The sequence below is a fragment of the Ensifer sp. GW821-FHT05G01 genome (assembly GCF_059419585.1).
Genome location: NZ_JBWKSC010000010.1, coordinates 1 through 18,249 on the forward strand (window position 1 = coordinate 1; position 18,249 = coordinate 18,249).

Here is an 18,249-nt window from a genome sequence, read left to right on the forward strand (position 1 = left end):
GCCGAACCCTTGATGATCGGAATGTCGTCGCCCGGGAATTCGTAGGACGACAGAAGTTCGCGAACTTCAAGCTCGACGAGCTCGAGAAGCTCGGCGTCGTCAACCTGGTCGACCTTGTTGAGGAACACGACGATTGCCGGAACGCCAACCTGGCGAGCAAGCAGGATGTGCTCGCGGGTCTGCGGCATCGGGCCGTCAGCAGCCGAGCAAACCAGGATCGCGCCGTCCATCTGCGCAGCACCGGTGATCATGTTCTTGACGTAGTCGGCGTGGCCGGGGCAGTCGACGTGCGCGTAGTGACGGTTCGGCGTCTCATACTCAACGTGAGCCGTCGAAATCGTGATACCACGGGCCTTTTCTTCCGGAGCAGCGTCGATCTGGTCGTACGCCTTGTACTCGCCGAAGTACTTCGTGATCGCTGCGGTCAGCGACGTCTTGCCATGGTCAACGTGGCCAATCGTGCCAATGTTAACGTGCGGCTTGTTGCGCTCAAATTTGCTCTTTGCCATGGGTACGTTTCCTGTGGTCAAGTATGATTGATCAGCCGGCGGGGCCGGTTTGTGGAGCCGTTTAAGGGTTTCAAGGGATTTGCGCAAGACTTAATTGCGTGCGCCCGGACCGGCCACGGTGGCCATTTCATACCGCCATGTAAGAACGGCGCATCCGGGATGCAAGTCGGGCCGATTCGCGAACCGCCTGGCTGCGTGAGAAAAGCGCAAACAACAGTTTACGAAGGGCAGTTGAAACGGAGCATTAACAGTGGGAATGTGTCGGCGCTGCTGGAGCGGGTAGCGGGAATCGAACCCGCGTATTCAGCTTGGAAGGCTGCTGCTCTACCATTGAGCTATACCCGCGGGCCTTCGATCCAGAAGCAGAATGGTGGAGGGAGTTGGATTTGAACCAACGTAGGCGAAGCCAACGGATTTACAGTCCGTCCCCTTTAACCACTCGGGCATCCCTCCATTATTCTGTCGGGATCAAGTCGACCAAGCATTTGAGATCGTGAGACAACCAGCAATTTGTCGTGGCCGCCTCTCGTTCTGCGGGGGGTATATGACGGCCCGCCTTGCTCCTGTCAACACGCCTAAACGGAAATTTTTGGGAATTTCTCCGCAGGCCCGTTTTATCCACTGCCATCGAATTCCATTCCCAGGTCACAAGAAGCGCTCTATAAGGCGGACATGAGCAAAGATGACATCGGCGACAAGAGCGCCAAGAACACCCATTACGCCACCCTCAGACGCGCCCACCGCGACGCCAAGCGCGAGCGCGGGGAGATCCCGACACCCAAGCAGGATCGCTGGCGCAAACAGCCCGGCGACTGGAAGCCGCCAGCGCTCGCGCCCGAACAGGTGCTGCTCTATGGCCTTCATACGGTTCGTGCAGCACTCGACAACCCGTCGCGCAAGATCGTTCGCCTGTGCGTGACGCAGAACGCAGCCGCAAGGCTCGAACTCGGCGAAGTGTCAGAACTCCCCTTCCCGGTCGAGAACGTGGCGCCACAGGATCTCGACAAGATTCTCGGTCCTGACGCGATCCACCAGGGCGTGATGCTCGAAACCAAGCCGCTGCCGCTGCGCAAGCTCGAAGCACTCAGCGAATGCCAACTCATTCTCGTGCTCGACCAGGTGACCGATCCGCACAATGTCGGTGCGATCATGCGCTCGGCCGTCGCATTCGATGCCGGCGCCCTGATCACCACCATTCGCCACAGCCCGACCGAATCAGGCGTTCTGGCAAAGTCGGCTTCCGGCGCCCTGGAAATGATCCCCTATATCCAGATCACCAATCTTGCCGACACGATCGAGGAACTGCACCGCCTCGGCTTCCACACGATCGGCCTTGATTCGGAAGGACCGGAGCCGCTCGAGGGCACGTTTGCCGGCGGCAAGGTCGCGCTGGTGCTTGGCTCGGAGGGCAAGGGTCTCAGGCAGAAGACCCGCTCGACAGTCAAGGCTCTCGCCCGGCTCGACATGCCCGGCGCAATCAAGTCGCTCAACGTCTCGAATGCAGCAGCGATCGCCATGTATGCGGCCCGTCAGTTCCTGAGCAAGTGAGCAGTTCGGCCTTTCAAGGCCGCCGAACGCCTGCAGAATCCTCCGGACGAAGAGCCGGGGGATTTTCTGACCGAACATACCTTCTGATGGGCGCGACCGATCGATTCGACCGGTCGCACGACGCGGCGACATCGAGCGCCGATACACAGCCTCAGCGCCTTCTTGCAGCCGTCAAAACCGCGTCACCGCGTCTTCGCCAGTACGAAGCCATCGGCTCTGATTGCTCGCGGTCGGGCACCCCTCGCGCAGCTTCCTCCAGGTGGTGACGTTGAGGTTCATCTCGCAGCGCGCGAGATAGGAAGTCCCGTCCACACGCAGACAGGCTGTCTGGCCGAGTTCATATTTGGAGCCGTCGCGATTGCGACACGTGCAGCCAGCATCAGGCGGAGACGCATATGCTGCACCGGCGGTCGTAAGCGCGACCACCGCAGCGATGACAGCCAAGGGCCTTCTCCGCCAGTCTCTCATGAGCACATTATAATACAGAAATACCGACGCGGAAACGGACAATGCCGGCTGCATGGCAACCGGCACCGTCCGCAATGGGGGCCAACGCCCCTTCATCGAACCACTGACGTGATCCGCTGAACTCTTGACTTAGCTGGCCAGGCGAAGAACGGTGCCTTCGGCAATGGTCTTTTCAGCTTCGGCGATCGCGAACTGCTTGGAATCGGCGCTGAGGTTCAGGCCCTCGGCGCGGACAAACTCAACGTCGGTGATGCCGAAAAAGCCGAAGACCGTCTTCAGGTAGGCTTCCTGGTGATCCATGGCCGAAGCCGGGCCGGCAGAATAGTGGCCGCCGCGGGTGGAGGCGACAATGACCTTCTTGCCCTTGGCGAGGCCTTCCGGGCCAGATTCGGTGTAGCGGAAGGTCTTGCCGGAGACAGCCAGACGATCGATCCAGGCCTTGAGCTGGCTCGGGATGGAAAAATTGTACATCGGAGCGCCGACGACGACCGTGTCGGCGGCCAGGAACTCCTCGAGCATCTCGCGGCCGATCGTGACTTCGGCAGCGAGGCCGGCATCGATGCCGGCGAGATCGGCAGGTGCCATGATCTGTGCGCCAGTCAGATGAGGGATCTGGCTGGATGCGAGATCGCGGTAGGTCACGTTGGCATCCGGGCGGTCTGCCTGGATCTGGGCGGTGATAGCGGCTGTCAGGCGACGGGAGACGGAGTGATCACCGAGGATACCCGAGTCGATGTGAAGGACGTTCATGGGAAGCACCTTTGTGTTGGCGTTGCGGTGCATCACATATGATTTGAAAACAATCGCGCGATAAGTCCGCGGTTATTTGACATACTGTTTCCAAATGGAAACAATGAAACCCGGATACCGCGGCGGGAGACGAAAAACAGATGCAGGACCTGAACGACCTCGCCCTCTTCGCTGCCGTCGTGCGCAACAACGGTTTCAGTGCGGCGGCGCGCGATCTGAATATACCCAAATCCAAGCTGAGCAAACACGTGGCACGCCTCGAAGAGCAGCTTGGTGTGCGACTGTTGGAACGCTCGACGCGCAAGCTTCGCGTCACCGAGATCGGCCGGGTCTTCTATGAGCATTGCCAGAGCCTGCTCGATGGCGTCGCAGTCGCGGAAGCCGAGATCGCAGCCGTCAGGGCCGAGCCGACCGGCACGGTCCGCCTCGCCTGCCCGCTCGGCTTCACACCGATGCTCGCCGATATTCTGCCGGCGTTTCACCGCCGCTACCCCGGCGTCCGTCTGCTGATTACGGCGACCAACCGGAGGATCGACCTGATCGAGGAGCGGATCGACGTGGCGCTGCGAGCCCGCGATCAGCTCGACACCGACAATCAGCTGATCATCCGCAGGTTCGGCGAGGTTCGCCAAAGGCTTGCGGCCAGCCCCACTCTGCTCACCCGCTTCGACGACGTCACGATCGACACTCTCGGCGAAATGCCGACACTGTCGATGAACGAGAGCCACGCAACCGATGTCTGGCGCCTGGTCGATACGGAAGGAAACACCGCCGAAATTTCGCACCGACCGATCATCGGCTGCAGCGATTTTCTCATCCTGGAACGTGCGGCCATCGAAGGCATGGGGGTGGCGCTTCTGCCTGACCACATTTGCGAACGTGCCTTCCGGGCCGGCGTGCTTGCTCCGGTGCTTCCCGAATGGAGTTCGGGCGACGTCGTCGTTCACCTCGTTTTCCCCTCGCGTCACGGCATGCTACCGGCGACCCGCGCCCTGATCGACTATCTGGCCGACAATCTCCTGAACGCCATGCAGAAATGCCGCGAGATTGTTCCCAAGGGAGCCGGGTCGTTCGAGATTTGAGCGCGCAAGCAGTTGCAGACAAGCACTGCAAGGCGCAGCGCTTCGCATCACCAGACGATATCGCCCGGCGCGCGTTAGGGTGCGCCAAGCGTTCCGACGGCTGACCGCGCGGGCGCTCAGCAGCCATCGCCTATATGCCGGATCGCGGCCTTACGAATTCAATAGCTATCGGGAAAAAGTGGTGCCCCCACCAGGACTCGAACCCGGGACCCCCTGATTACAAATCAGGTGCTCTACCAACTGAGCTATAAGGGCACTTTCAGCGGTGGGAGTTATCACAATCTCACAGCGTGTAAAGCAAAATTGCGAATTCTCCCAATTTTTCAGATGCGTTCGGCGCCACGTCGTGCCAGAAACGAAGCCTAGGCTCGGCCACCGCGGCGATGCCCAACCTGTTGAACGGACTGAAAATTCATGGCCCGCACGTTCACTTCACTCGCGTTCCTTGCCTCACCCGCTGAAGAGGCGCAAAAGGCGGCGGCAGATCTGAAGGCGATTTACGGCGACCATGATGCCGATAGAGCCGACGTCATCGTCGCGCTCGGCGGCGATGGCTTCATGCTGCAGACACTGCACCAGACGATGAACTCGGGCAAGCTCGTCTACGGCATGAACAGGGGATCGGTCGGCTTTCTGATGAACCGCTACAGCACTGAAAATCTGACAGCGCGCATCTGCAACGCGGTGGAAAATGCCTTTCGTCCGCTGGAGATGCAGACCACCGACGGTCAAGGCGCAACGTTCAAGGCGCTCGCCATCAACGAAGTCTATCTGTTCCGGCAATCCTACCAGGCAGCCAAGCTGCGTGTGGTCATCGATGGCAAGACCCGGCTTGAAGAGTTGACCTGTGATGGCTTGCTGCTGGCCACACCCGCCGGCTCCACCGCCTACAATCTCTCGGCGCATGGACCGATCCTGCCGTTGGAAGCCCCTCTTCTGGCACTCACGCCCGTCAGCCCATTCCGTCCGCGTCGGTGGCGCGGCGCCCTGCTGCCAAACCACGTAACGGTCGAGATCGAGATCCTCGAGGCTGACAAGCGGCCGGTCAACGCCGTTGCCGACCACCAGGAAGTCAAGTCGGTGGCGAAGGTACGCATCGCCGAATCGGAGAACATGACCGCCCGCATCCTCTCGGATCCCGATCACTCCTGGTCCGACCGCATCCTCGCAGAGCAGTTTTCCAATTGAGCAGCCGGTCTCAACGCACGATATGGTATGATTTCGGCGTTCGCCGGGCGCCCGGCGAAGGATCAACGTTAGAAAATCCACCGCGTCGCGGTTCGAACAGGAAATCAAAAGCGATGCACAAGCCCCTCCTCCTTGCGCTTCTTATCGCCACGACCGGCGCGAGCGCCCATGCCGAGGATGCGAATGTGGTTTCGCCGCAAGTGACCTTCGTCACCAGTACCGGCTATTGGGAAGAAAGCGGCGATCCGCTTTCGGCACTGGACCCGAACGGTGAGCAGGCGCAAACACCCACAGAGCCGCGGAGTGCCGACGGCGCACGGCGCGGCTATTACAAGCTGATCGCCCTTCGGCAACAGGACGGCACGGCGCAGATCCACCTGCAGCAGATCGCGGCGACACCTGCCGGACCGGAAGTCGTCTCCTCCGCCGAACTCGAGGAGTTTTCGTCGCTGAAGGCCTATGTCACCGACATCCGGCCGGAAACCTCGACGGGCGTTACCGCACAGCCCGGCATGTTCGCGACCGTCTATTTGAAGACCGATCCCGCTGCCCGCGAACCGGAAACCTGGACGGTGCTGATCGACGATCTCGGCGACATCAAGGTCGAGCGGGCATCGAACTGAGCCATGTCTCCCAACAACTCCGCAGCGGTCCTCTAACAGCGCCACGAGCGGAGCGCCTGCGAGAAATTCCGATGCGTTAGACGCCAAAGACAAAGGCCGGATGCAAACACCCGGCCTTTATCGTCTCGTATTCGTTTCGCCAGGCAGGTAAGGCCCGCCTGCACTCGACGCTAGTTCAAATCGTCCACTGCGGCATCCGCGCCGCCGCTCACGCGGTGGGCAAGGGCAGCCTCCATGAACTCGTTCAGCTCGCCGTCGAGCACGTCACCCGGCGCCGTGCTCTCGACACCAGTGCGCAGGTCCTTTACCAGCTGGTAGGGCTGCAGCACGTAGGAGCGGATCTGGTGGCCCCAGCCGATATCGGTTTTTGAAGCCGCTTCGGCGTTGGCCGCGTCTTCGCGTTTTTTCAGTTCCGATTCGTAAAGGCGGGCACGCAGCATGTCCCAGGCCTTGGCCCGGTTCTTGTGCTGCGAGCGCTCCTGCTGGCACTGCACGACGATGCCGGACGGCATGTGCGTAATACGCACGGCCGAGTCGGTCGTGTTGACGTGCTGGCCGCCGGCACCCGACGAGCGATAGGTGTCGATGCGGCAATCGCTCTCGTTGATGTCGATCTGGATCGAGTCGTCGACAACCGGGTAAACCCAGATCGACGAGAACGACGTGTGGCGACGGGCGTTGCTGTCGTAAGGCGAAATACGAACCAGGCGGTGAACGCCCGATTCCGTTTTCAGCCAGCCATAGGCATTGTGCCCCTTGACCAACAGCGTTGCTGACTTGATGCCAGCCTCTTCGCCGTCCTGAATTTCCATCAGCTCGACCTTGTATCCCTGGCGCTCGGACCAGCGGGTGTACATGCGCAACAGCATGTTGGCCCAGTCCTGGCTTTCAGTGCCGCCGGCACCGGAGTGCACTTCGAGATAGGTGTCGTTCTGATCGGCTTCGCCCGACAGCATCGCCTCGACCTGCTTCTTGGCCGCTTCGTTGCGCAGTTCGCGCAGCGCCTGTTCTGCGTCGGCAACGATGGCAGCGTCGCCCTCTTCCTCGCCGAGTTCGATCAGTTCGATGTTGTCGCGCAGTTGCTGCTCGAAGCGGCGCAAGCCGTTGACGCCATCGTCAAGCTGCTGGCGCTCGCGCATCAGCTTCTGCGCTTCGGCAGCATCATTCCACAGCGACGGATCTTCCGCCTTGTTGTTCAACCAGTCCAGTCGTCTTACCGCCTGATCCCAGTCAAAGATGCCTCCTCAGCAGGCTTATGGCCTGCTTGATTTCGTCGACAATGTTCTCGATTTCGCTGCGCATGATCCTGCTTCTTGTGAACCCGATTTAACGTGAGCGTCAAATAGCGATGCCCGCCGCTGATGTAAAGGCGGCGGGCATTGCGAGACGAAGTATAGGGCCTAGAACAGGCCGTTGGAACCGGAGGTGACGGCCTGGTTGGCCTGCGGAGAATTCTTGAGGATCTCCTCCGGCGGCACGTACTGGTCGAGGCCACCGATGACCGAGAAAGTGTCAGCCGGACCGGTTCCGGGCTTGAAGGCTTCGATGATGGTGTCCGGCTCGCCCTCATAGGCGGCCATGCCGGTCTTGCGGTTGACGGCGATCATGTTCATGCCTTCCGGCACCACGAACTTGCCGGGACGCGAGCCCTTCACGGCTTCCTGCATGAAGTTGTTGAAGATCGGCACCGCAAGGCTGCCGCCGGTGGCACCCCTGCCGAGCGGGGCCGGGTTGTCGAAACCGAGGTAAAGGCCTGCAACGAGGTCAGGGGTGTAGCCGACGAACCAGGCGTCCTTTTCGTCGTTTGTGGTACCGGTCTTGCCGGCGACCGGGCGATCGAGCTTGATCTTTCCGGCGGCGGTGCCGCGCAGGACCACACCCTCCATCATCGAGGTGATCTGGTAGGAGGTCATCGGGTCGAGAACCTGCTCGCGGTTGTCGGTCAGCACAGGCTCCTCCTGCTCTGCCCAATCCCCTGCATTGCAATTGTCGCAGGTCCGGTCTTCGTGACGGAAGATCGTCTTGCCGTAGCGGTCCTGGATCCGGTCGATCAGCGACGGCTTGATCTGCTTGCCACCATTGGCAAGAACCGAATAGGCCGAAACCATGCGCAGGACGGTGGTCTCGCCCGAGCCGAGCGACATCGCCAGCAAGGGCGGCATCTTGTCGTAGATGCCGAAGCGCTCGGCATATTCGGCGACGATGTTCATGCCCATGTCGTTGGCGAGGCGAACGGTCATCAGGTTACGAGACTTCTCGATGCCGAGACGCAGCGTCGACGGGCCGGCAGAGCCACCGCCATAGTTTTCCGGGCGCCAGACCTGGCCACCGGCGACGATTTCGATCGGAGCGTCGAGAATGACCGACGCGGGCGTGTAGCCGTTGTCAAGCGCTGCCGCATAGACGAACGGCTTGAACGAGGACCCCGGCTGGCGCATCGCCTGGGTCGCGCGGTTGAATTCCGACTGACCGTAGGAGAAGCCACCGACCATCGCCAGCACGCGGCCGGTCTGGGGATCCATGGCGACGAGGCCGCCCTGAACCTTTGGCGGCTGACGCAGGCGATATTCGCCCTTTTCCGCCAGAGGCTCGACATAGACGACGTCTCCCGGGCCCAGCACGCCTTCCGGCGACTTGGCGGATTTGCGTTCGCCACCAGCGGAGCGATAGGCCCACTGCATGTTCTTGGCGGAGATATGACCGGTCACGCGTTCGGCGATGATCTTGCCGGACGCTTCCTTGTCCGGCTGGATGCCGATTTCGACACCCTGGCCATCGGCCGAGAGCACGACCGCCAATTTCCATTCCGGCACGTCGGCCAGGGCAACGACCTTGCCGAGCGGCTCGCCCCAGTCGCCGCCGATCTCGATCGACTTGACCGGGCCGTGGAAACCGCGACGCTCGTCATAGCTGAGCAGCCCGTCCTGCAGCGCCTTGCGCGCAGCGATCTGCATGCGTGGATCGAGCGAGGTGCGAACCGAAAGGCCACCCTCATAAAGGGCGTTGTCGCCGTATTTCTGGATGATCTGCCGGCGTACTTCCTCGGCGAAGAAATCGGATGCGAAGAGATGCGCACCACCGCGGCGCGGATTGACGCCGAGCGGCTGCTTCTTTGCATCTTCGCCGTCGGTCTTGCTGACGTAGCCGTTCTCGACCATGCGGTCGATGACCCAATTGCGCCGTTCGATCGCAGCATCCGCCTTGCGGAAAGGATGATAGTTTGCAGGGCCCTTCGGCAGCGCGGCGAGGTATGCCGTCTCGGCGATCGTCAGTTCCGTCACCGATTTGTCGAAATAAGTGAGCGCCGCGCCGGCGATGCCGTAGGAATTGAGGCCGAAGAAGATCTCGTTGAGATAGAGCTCGAGAATGCGGTCCTTGCTATAGGCCTGCTCGATGCGGAAGGAGAGGATCGCTTCCTTGACCTTGCGGTCGATCGTCTGGTCCGACGAGAGCAGGAAGTTCTTGGCCACCTGCTGGGTGATCGTCGACGCGCCGACAGGGCGGCGGCCTGATCCGAAATTCTGGAGGTTGACGGCGATGGCGCGGGCCAGGCCGGTGATATCGACGCCGGGATGCTGATAGAAATTCTTGTCTTCAGCGGAAATGAACGCCGCCTTGACGCGGTCCGGGATCGCCTGGATCGGCAGATAGAGGCGCCGCTCGCGCGCGTACTCCGCCATCAGCGCGCCGTTACCGGCATGAAAGCGCGTCGTCACTGGTGGCGAATACTTCGCCAGCACCTCATAGTCAGGCAAGTCCTTGGTGACAACGCCCAAATAAAGCGCCGCGGCCGCAGCCACGCCGAGCAGCAAAAACGCACCAATCCCGAAGAAATATCCAATCAGTCTGATCATCAGTCAGATACCGGTACCTTATTATCGTCCAATTGCCAGGCCGCGGAACCGATAAGGACGCTTCCCGTCCCATCGGTCCGCATTCCGTCGGCCTGGCCAAACGCTTCCATCAGAAATCATCTGGCATCGCAGCTACGCGCGCCCACCCAGCTCCTCATATGGCGAGGGGCACCGGGCATCAACACTGTTTCCCAACAAATCCGGGCGCAATTCGGGATAGGTCCCGGATTGTGCGTAAAATAGGGCTTGTTACCGATTATCGAGTGCGCATCCTGTTGAAAAGCATATCGCTGTTACCGGGGCGACACAAATCACTTCCTATGCCACGCCGTCAAACAGCTTGTCGCGGCTAAACCTTAGCCGCCGTTTGCAACGGCCTGATCACGATAGCGCTTGATGGCAACAGCAAGAAGACCGGATACTTTCTTTCGCCATTCCGGATCAAGCAGCAGCTTCTCGTCGTCCTTGTTCGACATGAAACCGAGCTCGAGCAGGATTGAGGGAACATCTGGCGCCTGCAGCACTCGGAAGCCCGCATGACGGTGCGGATTGTTGATGAGATTGATCTGTCCTTCGAAGGACGACACCACGGTGCGCGCCATATTGACCGAAAAAGCCTGGGTTTCGCGGCGTGTCAGATCGATAAGGATATCGGCGACTTCCGCCGGCTCGCTCTGGAGCGGTACGCCAGCGATCTCGTCCGAGAGGTTTTCGCGTTGCGCCAGGTCGGCCGCCAGATGGTCGGAGGCCTTGTCGGAAATCGTATAGACGGTGGCGCCGCGAATATCCTTCTGCTTGAGCGTATCGGCGTGGATCGAAATAAACAGATTGGCGCCTTTGTTGCGGGCGATCTGCACCCGCTGCGGCAATGACAGGAAGACATCCTTGTCGCGCGTCAGAAAGGCTTCGATGCCGCTTTCACGGCTGAGGGTGGCAACCAGCTCCTGCGCAAAGGCAAGCGTGACATGTTTTTCCTCGGTCTTGGTGGCTCCGCCGATCGCTCCAGTGTCGATGCCGCCATGACCGGCATCGATTGCAATCACGAAGGCGCTACCCTTTTCCGCGGGCGCAATTGTCGGCCTGTCTGTTTTTGCCGCGACAACGGAACCCGTCCATTGCTGATCACCCAGGAGCGCATCGAAGCGGGGCTGGTCGACCTTCTCGGCATCAATGACCAGGCGATAGCTCTTGCCGCCCTCCTCCTCGATGACCTCGGCGTTGGTGACCGCGACCGGCCCCTTTGCCGATAGCACGAGGCGAGAACTGCCAGCCCCCATGCCGCCATAGCGGATGGCCTCGAACAATCCCCTCGGCTCAAGGCTCTCGGCTTTCAGACCAAAGGCGGTTTCCGGCAGATCGACGACGACCCGTATCGGGTTAGCCACGTAATGGATCGAAAAGTCGGGCTTCCGATCGAACTCGACGACGACGCGCGTGCGTGCGTCGTCGCCGGCAACCCGTGCGCCGAATGCCAGCAATGGCGCGGGCTCGGCCGCATTCGCCACCGGTCCAGGCACCATCAATGCCCCTGCAACGAACGCTGAGGCCACAACACGCGCGCCACCGCGCAGCAGTGCTGACAACAGTGAAGCGTCCCTATGAACAGCCGAAGGCTTCACCCCGGTTTCTCCGTCAATACACGAAATCCGAGCGGTCAACGCGCCAGGCATCCGCCCGCGCACACCGCGACATCCCTTGATCAATGAACCCTTATGGTTAACCAAAGCTTGACAGCGCTCCTTAAGCAACGCGGACAAAGCATACGATTCGCTGTTCCCCGACCTACTCTACCGGGGCAAGCGAATCGATCATTATTGTGGCGGCACAGGCTTTTCCCTTGCCAATGTGACATAGAAAACATAAAAGCATCACAAGGAGAAAGTGTTGACGGGATAGAATCGTCGGCCGGGCAGCCGGAGCATTCCAGAGCTTGGCGCCAGGGAGTGATCGAGCCGGAATTGCCGGTTGAAACCGTATCATCTTTCCGCGGCCGCAAGGTGTTCATCCGCCGTCGCTGCATTTCCTCCCCGTACACTGGATCGCAAATTTCCGGCGGTGGCCGGAGTTCTTAGCGGTGATTTTTTCACCGGCAAGCCCGCAAGCGGGCGCATTCATCGGGTCTTTATGAGACCTTTGACATTGGCATTCTTGTTTGGTCATTGATGTTGACTCAGCGGTATCGGTCAGAAGTAGAGAGGCCCCGGAACGTAACCGTTCCGGCTGCCATCTGGCTGCTGCACCATCACCTGCACCAGACAGGACCTTTCACATCCGACGCACCAACTGACGCGAGTGGCAGTCTTCCCATGGAAGAACGTCTGCCGCCCGTTCCGCTGTCGCGTCGAGGAGCACAACTTAGATGGCAGAGAAAATGCTTATCGATGCGTCTCACTCTGAAGAGACGCGCGTCGTTGTCGTTCGCGGGAACCGCATAGAAGAATTCGACTTCGAATCGGAACACAAGAAACAGATACGCGGCAACATCTACCTCGCAAAGGTAACGCGAGTGGAGCCTTCGCTCCAGGCGGCCTTCGTCGACTACGGCGGCAACCGCCACGGGTTCCTGGCGTTTGCCGAAATCCATCCCGACTACTATCAGATTCCGCTGGCTGACCGGCAGGCGCTGTTGAAGGCGGAAGCCGAAGAAGCGCGCCGCGACGACGACATCGAACACGTCGAAACGGCAACGCCGACACAGCCCGCGCTCAGCGTTCCGGTTGATCTGGAAATTGCCGCCGAAACGGAAGTTGTCACGGAAGTGACCGAGACTGCAGCCGAAGCAGTCGTCGAGGCGGAAGCGCCGGCCGAAAAGCCCAAGGCAAAGCCGAAGCGCCCGCGCCGGACCAAGGCGAAGATCGCCGAAGAGGCCGCTGCAGCCGCTGCAGCAACCGAAGAGGCGGACGCCGGCGAAGAAGGCAATGGTGGCGAGATGGCCGCCATGGTCGACACCGATTCGATCTCGGAAGACGTCGACAGCCGCCGACGCCGCGATGACGACGACGATGATGACGACAGCCACGATGGCGAGAAGGAAATCATCGAGTCCGTCGGCGCCGAAGATGCAATGGAAGAGGTTCCGGATCGTCACGTGCGCAAGCCGCGCAAGCAGTACCGCATCCAGGAAGTCATCAAGCGCCGCCAGATCCTGCTCGTCCAGGTCGCCAAGGAAGAACGTGGCAACAAGGGCGCAGCGTTGACGACCTACCTGTCGCTCGCTGGCCGTTACTCGGTGTTGATGCCGAACACGGCTCGTGGCGGCGGCATCTCCCGCAAGATCACCAACCTGCAGGACCGCAAGCGCCTGAAGGAAATCGCACGTGGCCTCGAAGTGCCGCAGGGCATGGGCGTCATTCTGCGCACCGCCGGTGCCAACCGCACCAAGGTGGAGATCAAGCGCGACTTCGAATATCTGATGCGCCTGTGGGAGAACGTCCGCACGCTGACGCTCAACTCCACGGCACCCTGCCTCGTTTACGAGGAAGGCAGCCTGATCAAGCGCTCGATCCGCGACCTTTACAACAAGGACATCAGCGAGATCGTCGTTTCGGGCGAGGAAGGCTACAAGGAAGCCAAGGGCTTCATGAAGATGCTGATGCCGAGCCACGCCAAGGTGGTTCAGCCTTACCGCGACGTTCATCCGATCTTCTCGCGTTCCGGTATCGAAGCGCAGCTTGACCGCATGCTGCAGCCGCAGGTGACGCTGAAGTCGGGCGGCTACATCATCATCAACCAGACGGAAGCTCTGGTTTCGATCGACGTCAACTCCGGTCGTTCGACCCGCGAGCATTCGATCGAGGACACGGCACTTCAGACGAACCTCGAAGCCGCCGAAGAAGTTGCGCGCCAGCTGCGCCTTCGCGACCTTGCAGGCCTCGTCGTCATCGACTTCATCGACATGGAAGAAAAGCGGAATAACCGCTCGGTCGAGAAGCGTCTGAAGGATTGCCTGAAGAACGATCGCGCCCGCATCCAGGTCGGCCGCATCTCGCACTTCGGCCTGCTCGAAATGTCGCGCCAGCGCATCCGCGCCTCGGTACTCGAATCGACGATGCAGACCTGCCCGCATTGCAACGGCACGGGCCACGTCCGCTCGCAGTCTTCGGTCGCGCTGCATGTCCTTCGCGGCATCGAAGAGCACCTGCTCAAGAACACCACGCACAACATCACCGTTCGCACGATCCCCGATATCGCGCTCTATCTGCTCAACCAGAAGCGCAGCACGATCATGGATTACGAACAGCGCTTCGGCGTCTCGATCATCATCGAGGCTGACGCCCATGTCGGCGCGCAGCACTTTGCGATCGACCGCGGCGAACCGGTCGAAAACCCGGTCAAGATCGAACAGATCCTGCACTTCGAGCCGGAGCCCGAAGAAGACGACGACATCGTGATCGAAGAGGATCTCGACGAGGAAGAACCAGAAGAAGTGGTCGTCGAGCAGCGCCAGGAACAGCCGAAGGCTGCTGCCCAGGCTGACGACCAGAACGGCCGCAAGCGCAAGCGTCGCCGCCGTCGTCGTGGCAAGGGCAGCCAACAGGCCGACGGTGCTACCGCACAGGACGCCGATGCCGCAGACGAAGGCGATGACGCCACGGAGACCGATGGCGACGAGGACGAAAACGATGCGGATGCGCTGACAGCCGACGGCGAACAGAAGCGCAAGCGCCGTCGTCGCGGCAAGCGCGGTGGCCGCCGTAACCGTCCGGAACTGGGCGAAGGTGAAGTCGAAGGCGAAGAGCAGGCTGCTGCATCCGCTGACGACGAGGTCGACGAGCAAGGCGACGTCGAAGCCCCTGCAACAGCCGAGGTTGAAGCGGTCGCTGTGATTGCCGAAGCCGAGATCGTAGCGGAAGAGGTGGAACCGGTCGTCGAGAAGGCCGCCAAGCCGAAGCGCACACGCAAGAAGGCCGTCAAGGCCGACGAGCCTGTGGCCAGCGCCGACGAGGCTGCACAGAGCGCGGTCGAGGCACAGCCGGAAGTCGCGGTAGAGCCGGTACCGGAAGCAATCGTAGAGGCGGCCGCCGACCTCGAAGAAGGCAAGCCTGCCCGTGCCAACCGCGACCTGTCGACGATTGCATCGGAACCGGTGCTGACCTCGACGGTCACGAACAAGAACGAAAGCACCGAAGAGGACCAGTCCAAGCCCAAGAAGGGCGGATGGTGGCAGCGCCGCGGCTTCTTCTAAGCCGCGACTGACCTTCGGAAGAACAGAAAAGCCCGGACCTTGCTTGGTCCGGGCTTTTTTCGTTTGGGGCTGGTGACAAAAGCGAGCGTGCGCCGCGACCATGGCGAGAGTGCGCTGCGGCCCAACAGGACCTGATGCTCCGGTTCTCGCGTATGTCGTCGTCGCGAAATCTCCGCGCGCGTTCACGAAAGCTTCAGGTGGCTGTTTGCCTCAGAATTTGAATCAAGGCGCTGTCAAAGTGAATCCGCCAGCGGCCGCAAGCGCCTGAAATGACTTAAACTCAGGAAATCCAGCGGGCAAGGCGGTCCACGGCTTCGACCATGTCTCCTGTCGATCCGGCATAGGAGAACCGCATCGTCCGATGCCCTTCGAGTGGATCGAAATCGAAGCCCGGTGTCGCAGCCACGTTGATTTCAGCCAGCATCCGGCGGGCGAATGCCATGCTGTCATTGGTAAAGCGGCTGACATCCGCATAGGCGTAAAAGGCACCATCCATGGGCGAAGCGATGGTGAAGCCAATCTCCGGCAGGCGCTTCAGCAGCATTTCACGATTGGCGGCATAGGCTGCCTTGTAACCGTCGAGTTCGACCTGCGCACCAAGTGCCGCCTCGGCAGCGATCTGTGACAATTCCGGTGGCGAGATGTAAAGGCTCTGGGCGATGCGCTCGAAGCCTCGAACCTGCTTTTCCGGCAGCACCATCCAGCCGATTCGCCAGCCGGTCATGCAATAATATTTGGAAAAGGAATTGATGACGACGACGTCGTCGGTGACCTCCAGAGCGCTTGCCTCCTCGCCGGCAAAAGTCAGTCCGTGATAGATCTCGTCCGAGATGAAGGCGATGTTCTCAGTGCGGCAATAGTCGGCGAGCGCCTTGAGACCCGCCCTGCCCGTCACCGTGCCCGTCGGATTGGCCGGGCTTGCCAGAAGAACGCCCTTCAACGGTCGCCCGATCTTGGCAGCAGCCCGCGCCAGGTTTTCAGGCGTCAGCGTGAAGCCGCTTTCGGCATTGGCTTCCACCTCGACGACCGTCAGGCCGAGGGCTGCAAGAATGTTGCGATAAGCGGGATAGCCGGGCCGCGCGATCGCCACGCAATCGCCGGGATCGAAGAGCGCGAGGAAAGCCAGGTTGAAACCGGCCGACGAGCCGGTGGTCACCGCGATGCGTTGCGGATCGAGCGCGATGCCATGGCGCTTGTGATAATGCGCGGCGATGGCAGTTCTCAGCGACAGCGTGCCGAGCGCATCGGTATAGCCGAGACGGCCATGTTCGAGCGCCTTGCGTGCCGCATCGAGAGCAGCCTTCGGCGCCGGGTGCGCCGGTTGGCCAACGGCCATTGAAATCACCGGGTGACCGGCGTCGCGGCGGCGCGTGGCCTCCGCGAGCACGTCCATGGCATGAAAGGGTTCGACGGCGCTGCGGTTCGACAATTCCACCAAGGCAATATCCTCAAGAAGCGGCGCGTATCAACCTACGCTGATACTCCATTCGGCCCCTTTGCCCGATCGCCAAAGGCTTCACAAGTCCGCGAGCGCCGTATTTCCGCCGATTTTGCCGTTTCGTTTCACCGGGGGCCACCCTATGCTGCCCGCGTGTTGCGGTGTTGGAGAATCCTGTTGTCTTTTACACGCGCGCATTGACGCCGTATCGCGACATGGACGACAGACAGGGCAGGCAGAGACAACGAGGTAAAAATGAATTTCAGCACGAAAATGATTGCCGCCGGGGCGCTCGCCGCGCTCATGGCAGGGGTCAGCTTGCCGCAAAACGCGCTCGCGCTCGACCAGAAGCAGAAAGACGAGTTTGGCGCCTTCATCAAGGAATACCTGCTTGCCAACCCCGAGATCATGCTCGAGGTTCAGGAGGCGCTCGCGAACAAGCAGCGCGCAAAGCAGCAGGAAGCCGCCGAAGGCGCGATCTCCGAGAACAAGAAGGCGATCTTCAATTCCAAGTACGACATGGTCCTTGGCAATCCTGATGGAGACGTCACGGTCGTCGAGTTCTACGACTACAATTGCGGCTACTGCAAACGTGCACTGACCGACATGGAAGATATCCTCACCAAGGACAAGAATGTCCGCTTCGTGCTGAAGGAATTGCCGATCCTCGGTCCGGATTCGCTTGCTGCCCATAAGGTCAGCGCCGCCTTCCGGCTCGTCGCGCCGGAGAAATTTGGCGAGTTCCACCGGGCCTTGCTCGGTGGTGAGGACCGTGCAACCGAGGAAACGGCGATTGCCGTTGCCGGCAAGCTCGGCGTCACCGAAAAGCAGCTGCGGGCCAAGATGGAAAAGGAGCCGCATGACGCGGCCGTGCGCGAGGCCTATAGCCTTGCCAACGATCTCGGCATCACCGGCACGCCGTCCTATGTCATCGGCAACGAGGCGGTCTTCGGTGCCGTCGGCGCCGAAGAAATCAGCACCAAAGTGGCCAACATGCGCAGCTGCGGCAAGACCGCCTGCTGAGCGCCTGCACTCAACGACCTGTCCCAACTGTGGACAAATCCCGCGAGGACCCAAAGGGCTTTTCCTCGCGGGACCAGCAGTCTATAGGTAACCCTCTATCACTGGACCGGAATCCCGCATGCCCACCAAAATTTTCGTGCTGAACGGCCCCAACCTGAATGCGCTCGGCAAGCGCGAACCGGGGATCTATGGCGGCCAGACACTCGCCGACATCGAGGCACTGTGCACCACGGAAGGCAAGGCATTGGGACTGGAAGTCGATTTTCGACAATCCAACCATGAAGGCACGCTGGTCGACTGGCTGCACGAGGCCGGCGAAAAGGCCGCTGGTGTCGCAATCAATCCTGCGGCCTACGGTCATACGTCGATCGCGCTGCACGATGCCATCCGCGCCATTGGCATCCCGGTGGTCGAACTGCATCTTTCCAACATCCACGCGCGTGAAGAATTCCGCCACAAGTCGATGATCGCACCTGCGGTCAAAGGCGTTATCTGTGGTTTCGGCGCGCAGAGTTACATTCTGGCGCTGCATGCGCTAAAGAACCTGACAGAAACGTCGAAATAAAAAGAACACGAGGCTC

General features: G+C 60.7%; 14 protein-coding genes and 3 tRNA genes. 7 read left to right on the forward strand and 10 right to left on the reverse strand.

The window, feature by feature from the left end; genetic code table 11:
* The 3 genes from AC07UR_RS22395 to AC07UR_RS22405 all read right to left on the reverse strand — a co-directional run.
* On the reverse strand, window positions 1-509 hold a 509-nt coding region (locus AC07UR_RS22395; RefSeq protein WP_209791287.1), incomplete at its 3' end, for a GTP-binding protein.
* A gap of 271 nt (window positions 510-780) precedes the next feature.
* Window positions 781-854 (reverse strand) — tRNA-Gly (locus tag AC07UR_RS22400).
* Between the two features lie 23 nt (window positions 855-877).
* Window positions 878-962 (reverse strand) — tRNA-Tyr (locus AC07UR_RS22405).
* 219 nt (window positions 963-1,181) lie between these two features.
* Here AC07UR_RS22405 and AC07UR_RS22410 point away from each other — a divergent pair.
* Window positions 1,182-2,057: a TrmH family RNA methyltransferase gene (locus AC07UR_RS22410; protein WP_209791286.1), complete on the forward strand. Its 876-nt coding sequence runs from the start codon at window positions 1,182-1,184 to the stop codon at window positions 2,055-2,057.
* A 171-nt stretch (window positions 2,058-2,228) separates the two neighbouring features.
* Here the strand turns inward: AC07UR_RS22410 and AC07UR_RS22415 are convergent, their stop codons facing one another.
* Together AC07UR_RS22415 and AC07UR_RS22420 are read right to left on the reverse strand one after the other, a co-directional pair.
* Window positions 2,229-2,525 (reverse strand): hypothetical protein, encoded by a 297-nt coding sequence (locus AC07UR_RS22415; protein ID WP_209791285.1) that lies wholly within the window; start codon window positions 2,523-2,525, stop codon window positions 2,229-2,231.
* Between the two features lie 129 nt (window positions 2,526-2,654).
* Window positions 2,655-3,275, reverse strand: a complete 621-nt coding sequence (locus AC07UR_RS22420) for an FMN-dependent NADH-azoreductase (RefSeq protein WP_209791284.1) — start codon at window positions 3,273-3,275, stop codon at window positions 2,655-2,657.
* 140 nt (window positions 3,276-3,415) lie between these two features.
* On the opposite strand from AC07UR_RS22420, the gene AC07UR_RS22425 reads away from it, so the two are divergent.
* A complete protein-coding gene (locus AC07UR_RS22425) occupies window positions 3,416-4,357 on the forward strand; it encodes a LysR family transcriptional regulator (RefSeq protein WP_209791283.1) in 942 nt (313 codons plus the stop codon).
* Between the two features lie 179 nt (window positions 4,358-4,536).
* Here AC07UR_RS22425 and AC07UR_RS22430 read toward each other — a convergent pair.
* Window positions 4,537-4,612, reverse strand: a tRNA-Thr gene (locus AC07UR_RS22430).
* Between the two features lie 159 nt (window positions 4,613-4,771).
* Here AC07UR_RS22430 and AC07UR_RS22435 point away from each other — a divergent pair.
* Both AC07UR_RS22435 and AC07UR_RS22440 read left to right on the forward strand, forming a co-directional pair.
* Entirely contained in the window at window positions 4,772-5,545 is a 774-nt protein-coding gene (locus AC07UR_RS22435; protein ID WP_209791282.1) for an NAD kinase, read from the forward strand.
* Between the two features lie 113 nt (window positions 5,546-5,658).
* Window positions 5,659-6,168 (forward strand): hypothetical protein, encoded by a 510-nt coding sequence (locus tag AC07UR_RS22440; RefSeq protein ID WP_209791281.1) that lies wholly within the window; start codon window positions 5,659-5,661, stop codon window positions 6,166-6,168.
* 170 nt (window positions 6,169-6,338) lie between these two features.
* Here the strand turns inward: AC07UR_RS22440 and prfB are convergent.
* The 3 genes from prfB to AC07UR_RS22455 all read right to left on the reverse strand — a co-directional run bounded on the left by prfB (window position 6,339) and on the right by AC07UR_RS22455 (window position 11,542).
* A protein-coding gene (gene prfB, locus AC07UR_RS22445) for a peptide chain release factor 2 (RefSeq protein ID WP_209791280.1) occupies window positions 6,339-7,470 on the reverse strand; the annotation gives its coding sequence in 2 pieces (ribosomal slippage) (window positions 6,339-7,400 and window positions 7,402-7,470; 1,131 coding nt in all).
* A 98-nt stretch (window positions 7,471-7,568) separates the two neighbouring features.
* The gene (locus AC07UR_RS22450) at window positions 7,569-10,022 is read right to left on the reverse strand and encodes a penicillin-binding protein 1A (RefSeq protein WP_173419725.1); all 2,454 of its coding nucleotides are present in this window, start codon (window positions 10,020-10,022) and stop codon (window positions 7,569-7,571) included.
* Between the two features lie 356 nt (window positions 10,023-10,378).
* On the reverse strand, window positions 10,379-11,542 hold the full coding sequence (locus AC07UR_RS22455) for an N-acetylmuramoyl-L-alanine amidase (protein ID WP_412728392.1): 1,164 nt from the start codon (window positions 11,540-11,542) through the stop codon (window positions 10,379-10,381).
* Between the two features lie 839 nt (window positions 11,543-12,381).
* On the opposite strand from AC07UR_RS22455, the gene AC07UR_RS22460 reads away from it, so the two are divergent.
* Complete coding sequence (locus AC07UR_RS22460; RefSeq protein ID WP_209791279.1) at window positions 12,382-15,207, forward strand: Rne/Rng family ribonuclease; 2,826 nt, start codon at window positions 12,382-12,384, stop codon at window positions 15,205-15,207.
* A gap of 280 nt (window positions 15,208-15,487) precedes the next feature.
* Here AC07UR_RS22460 and AC07UR_RS22465 read toward each other — a convergent pair whose 3' ends face one another.
* Window positions 15,488-16,600 (reverse strand): pyridoxal phosphate-dependent aminotransferase, encoded by a 1,113-nt coding sequence (locus AC07UR_RS22465; protein WP_412728394.1) that lies wholly within the window; start codon window positions 16,598-16,600, stop codon window positions 15,488-15,490.
* Window positions 16,601-16,900: 300 nt separating this feature from the next.
* On the opposite strand from AC07UR_RS22465, the gene AC07UR_RS22470 reads away from it, so the two are divergent.
* Together AC07UR_RS22470 and aroQ are read left to right on the forward strand one after the other, a co-directional pair.
* A complete protein-coding gene (locus tag AC07UR_RS22470; RefSeq protein WP_209791277.1) occupies window positions 16,901-17,668 on the forward strand; it encodes a DsbA family protein in 768 nt (255 codons plus the stop codon).
* Window positions 17,669-17,786: 118 nt separating this feature from the next.
* On the forward strand, window positions 17,787-18,233 hold the full coding sequence (gene aroQ / locus AC07UR_RS22475) for a type II 3-dehydroquinate dehydratase (RefSeq protein ID WP_173419721.1): 447 nt from the start codon (window positions 17,787-17,789) through the stop codon (window positions 18,231-18,233).
* The last annotated feature ends 16 nt before the right edge of the window (window positions 18,234-18,249 follow it).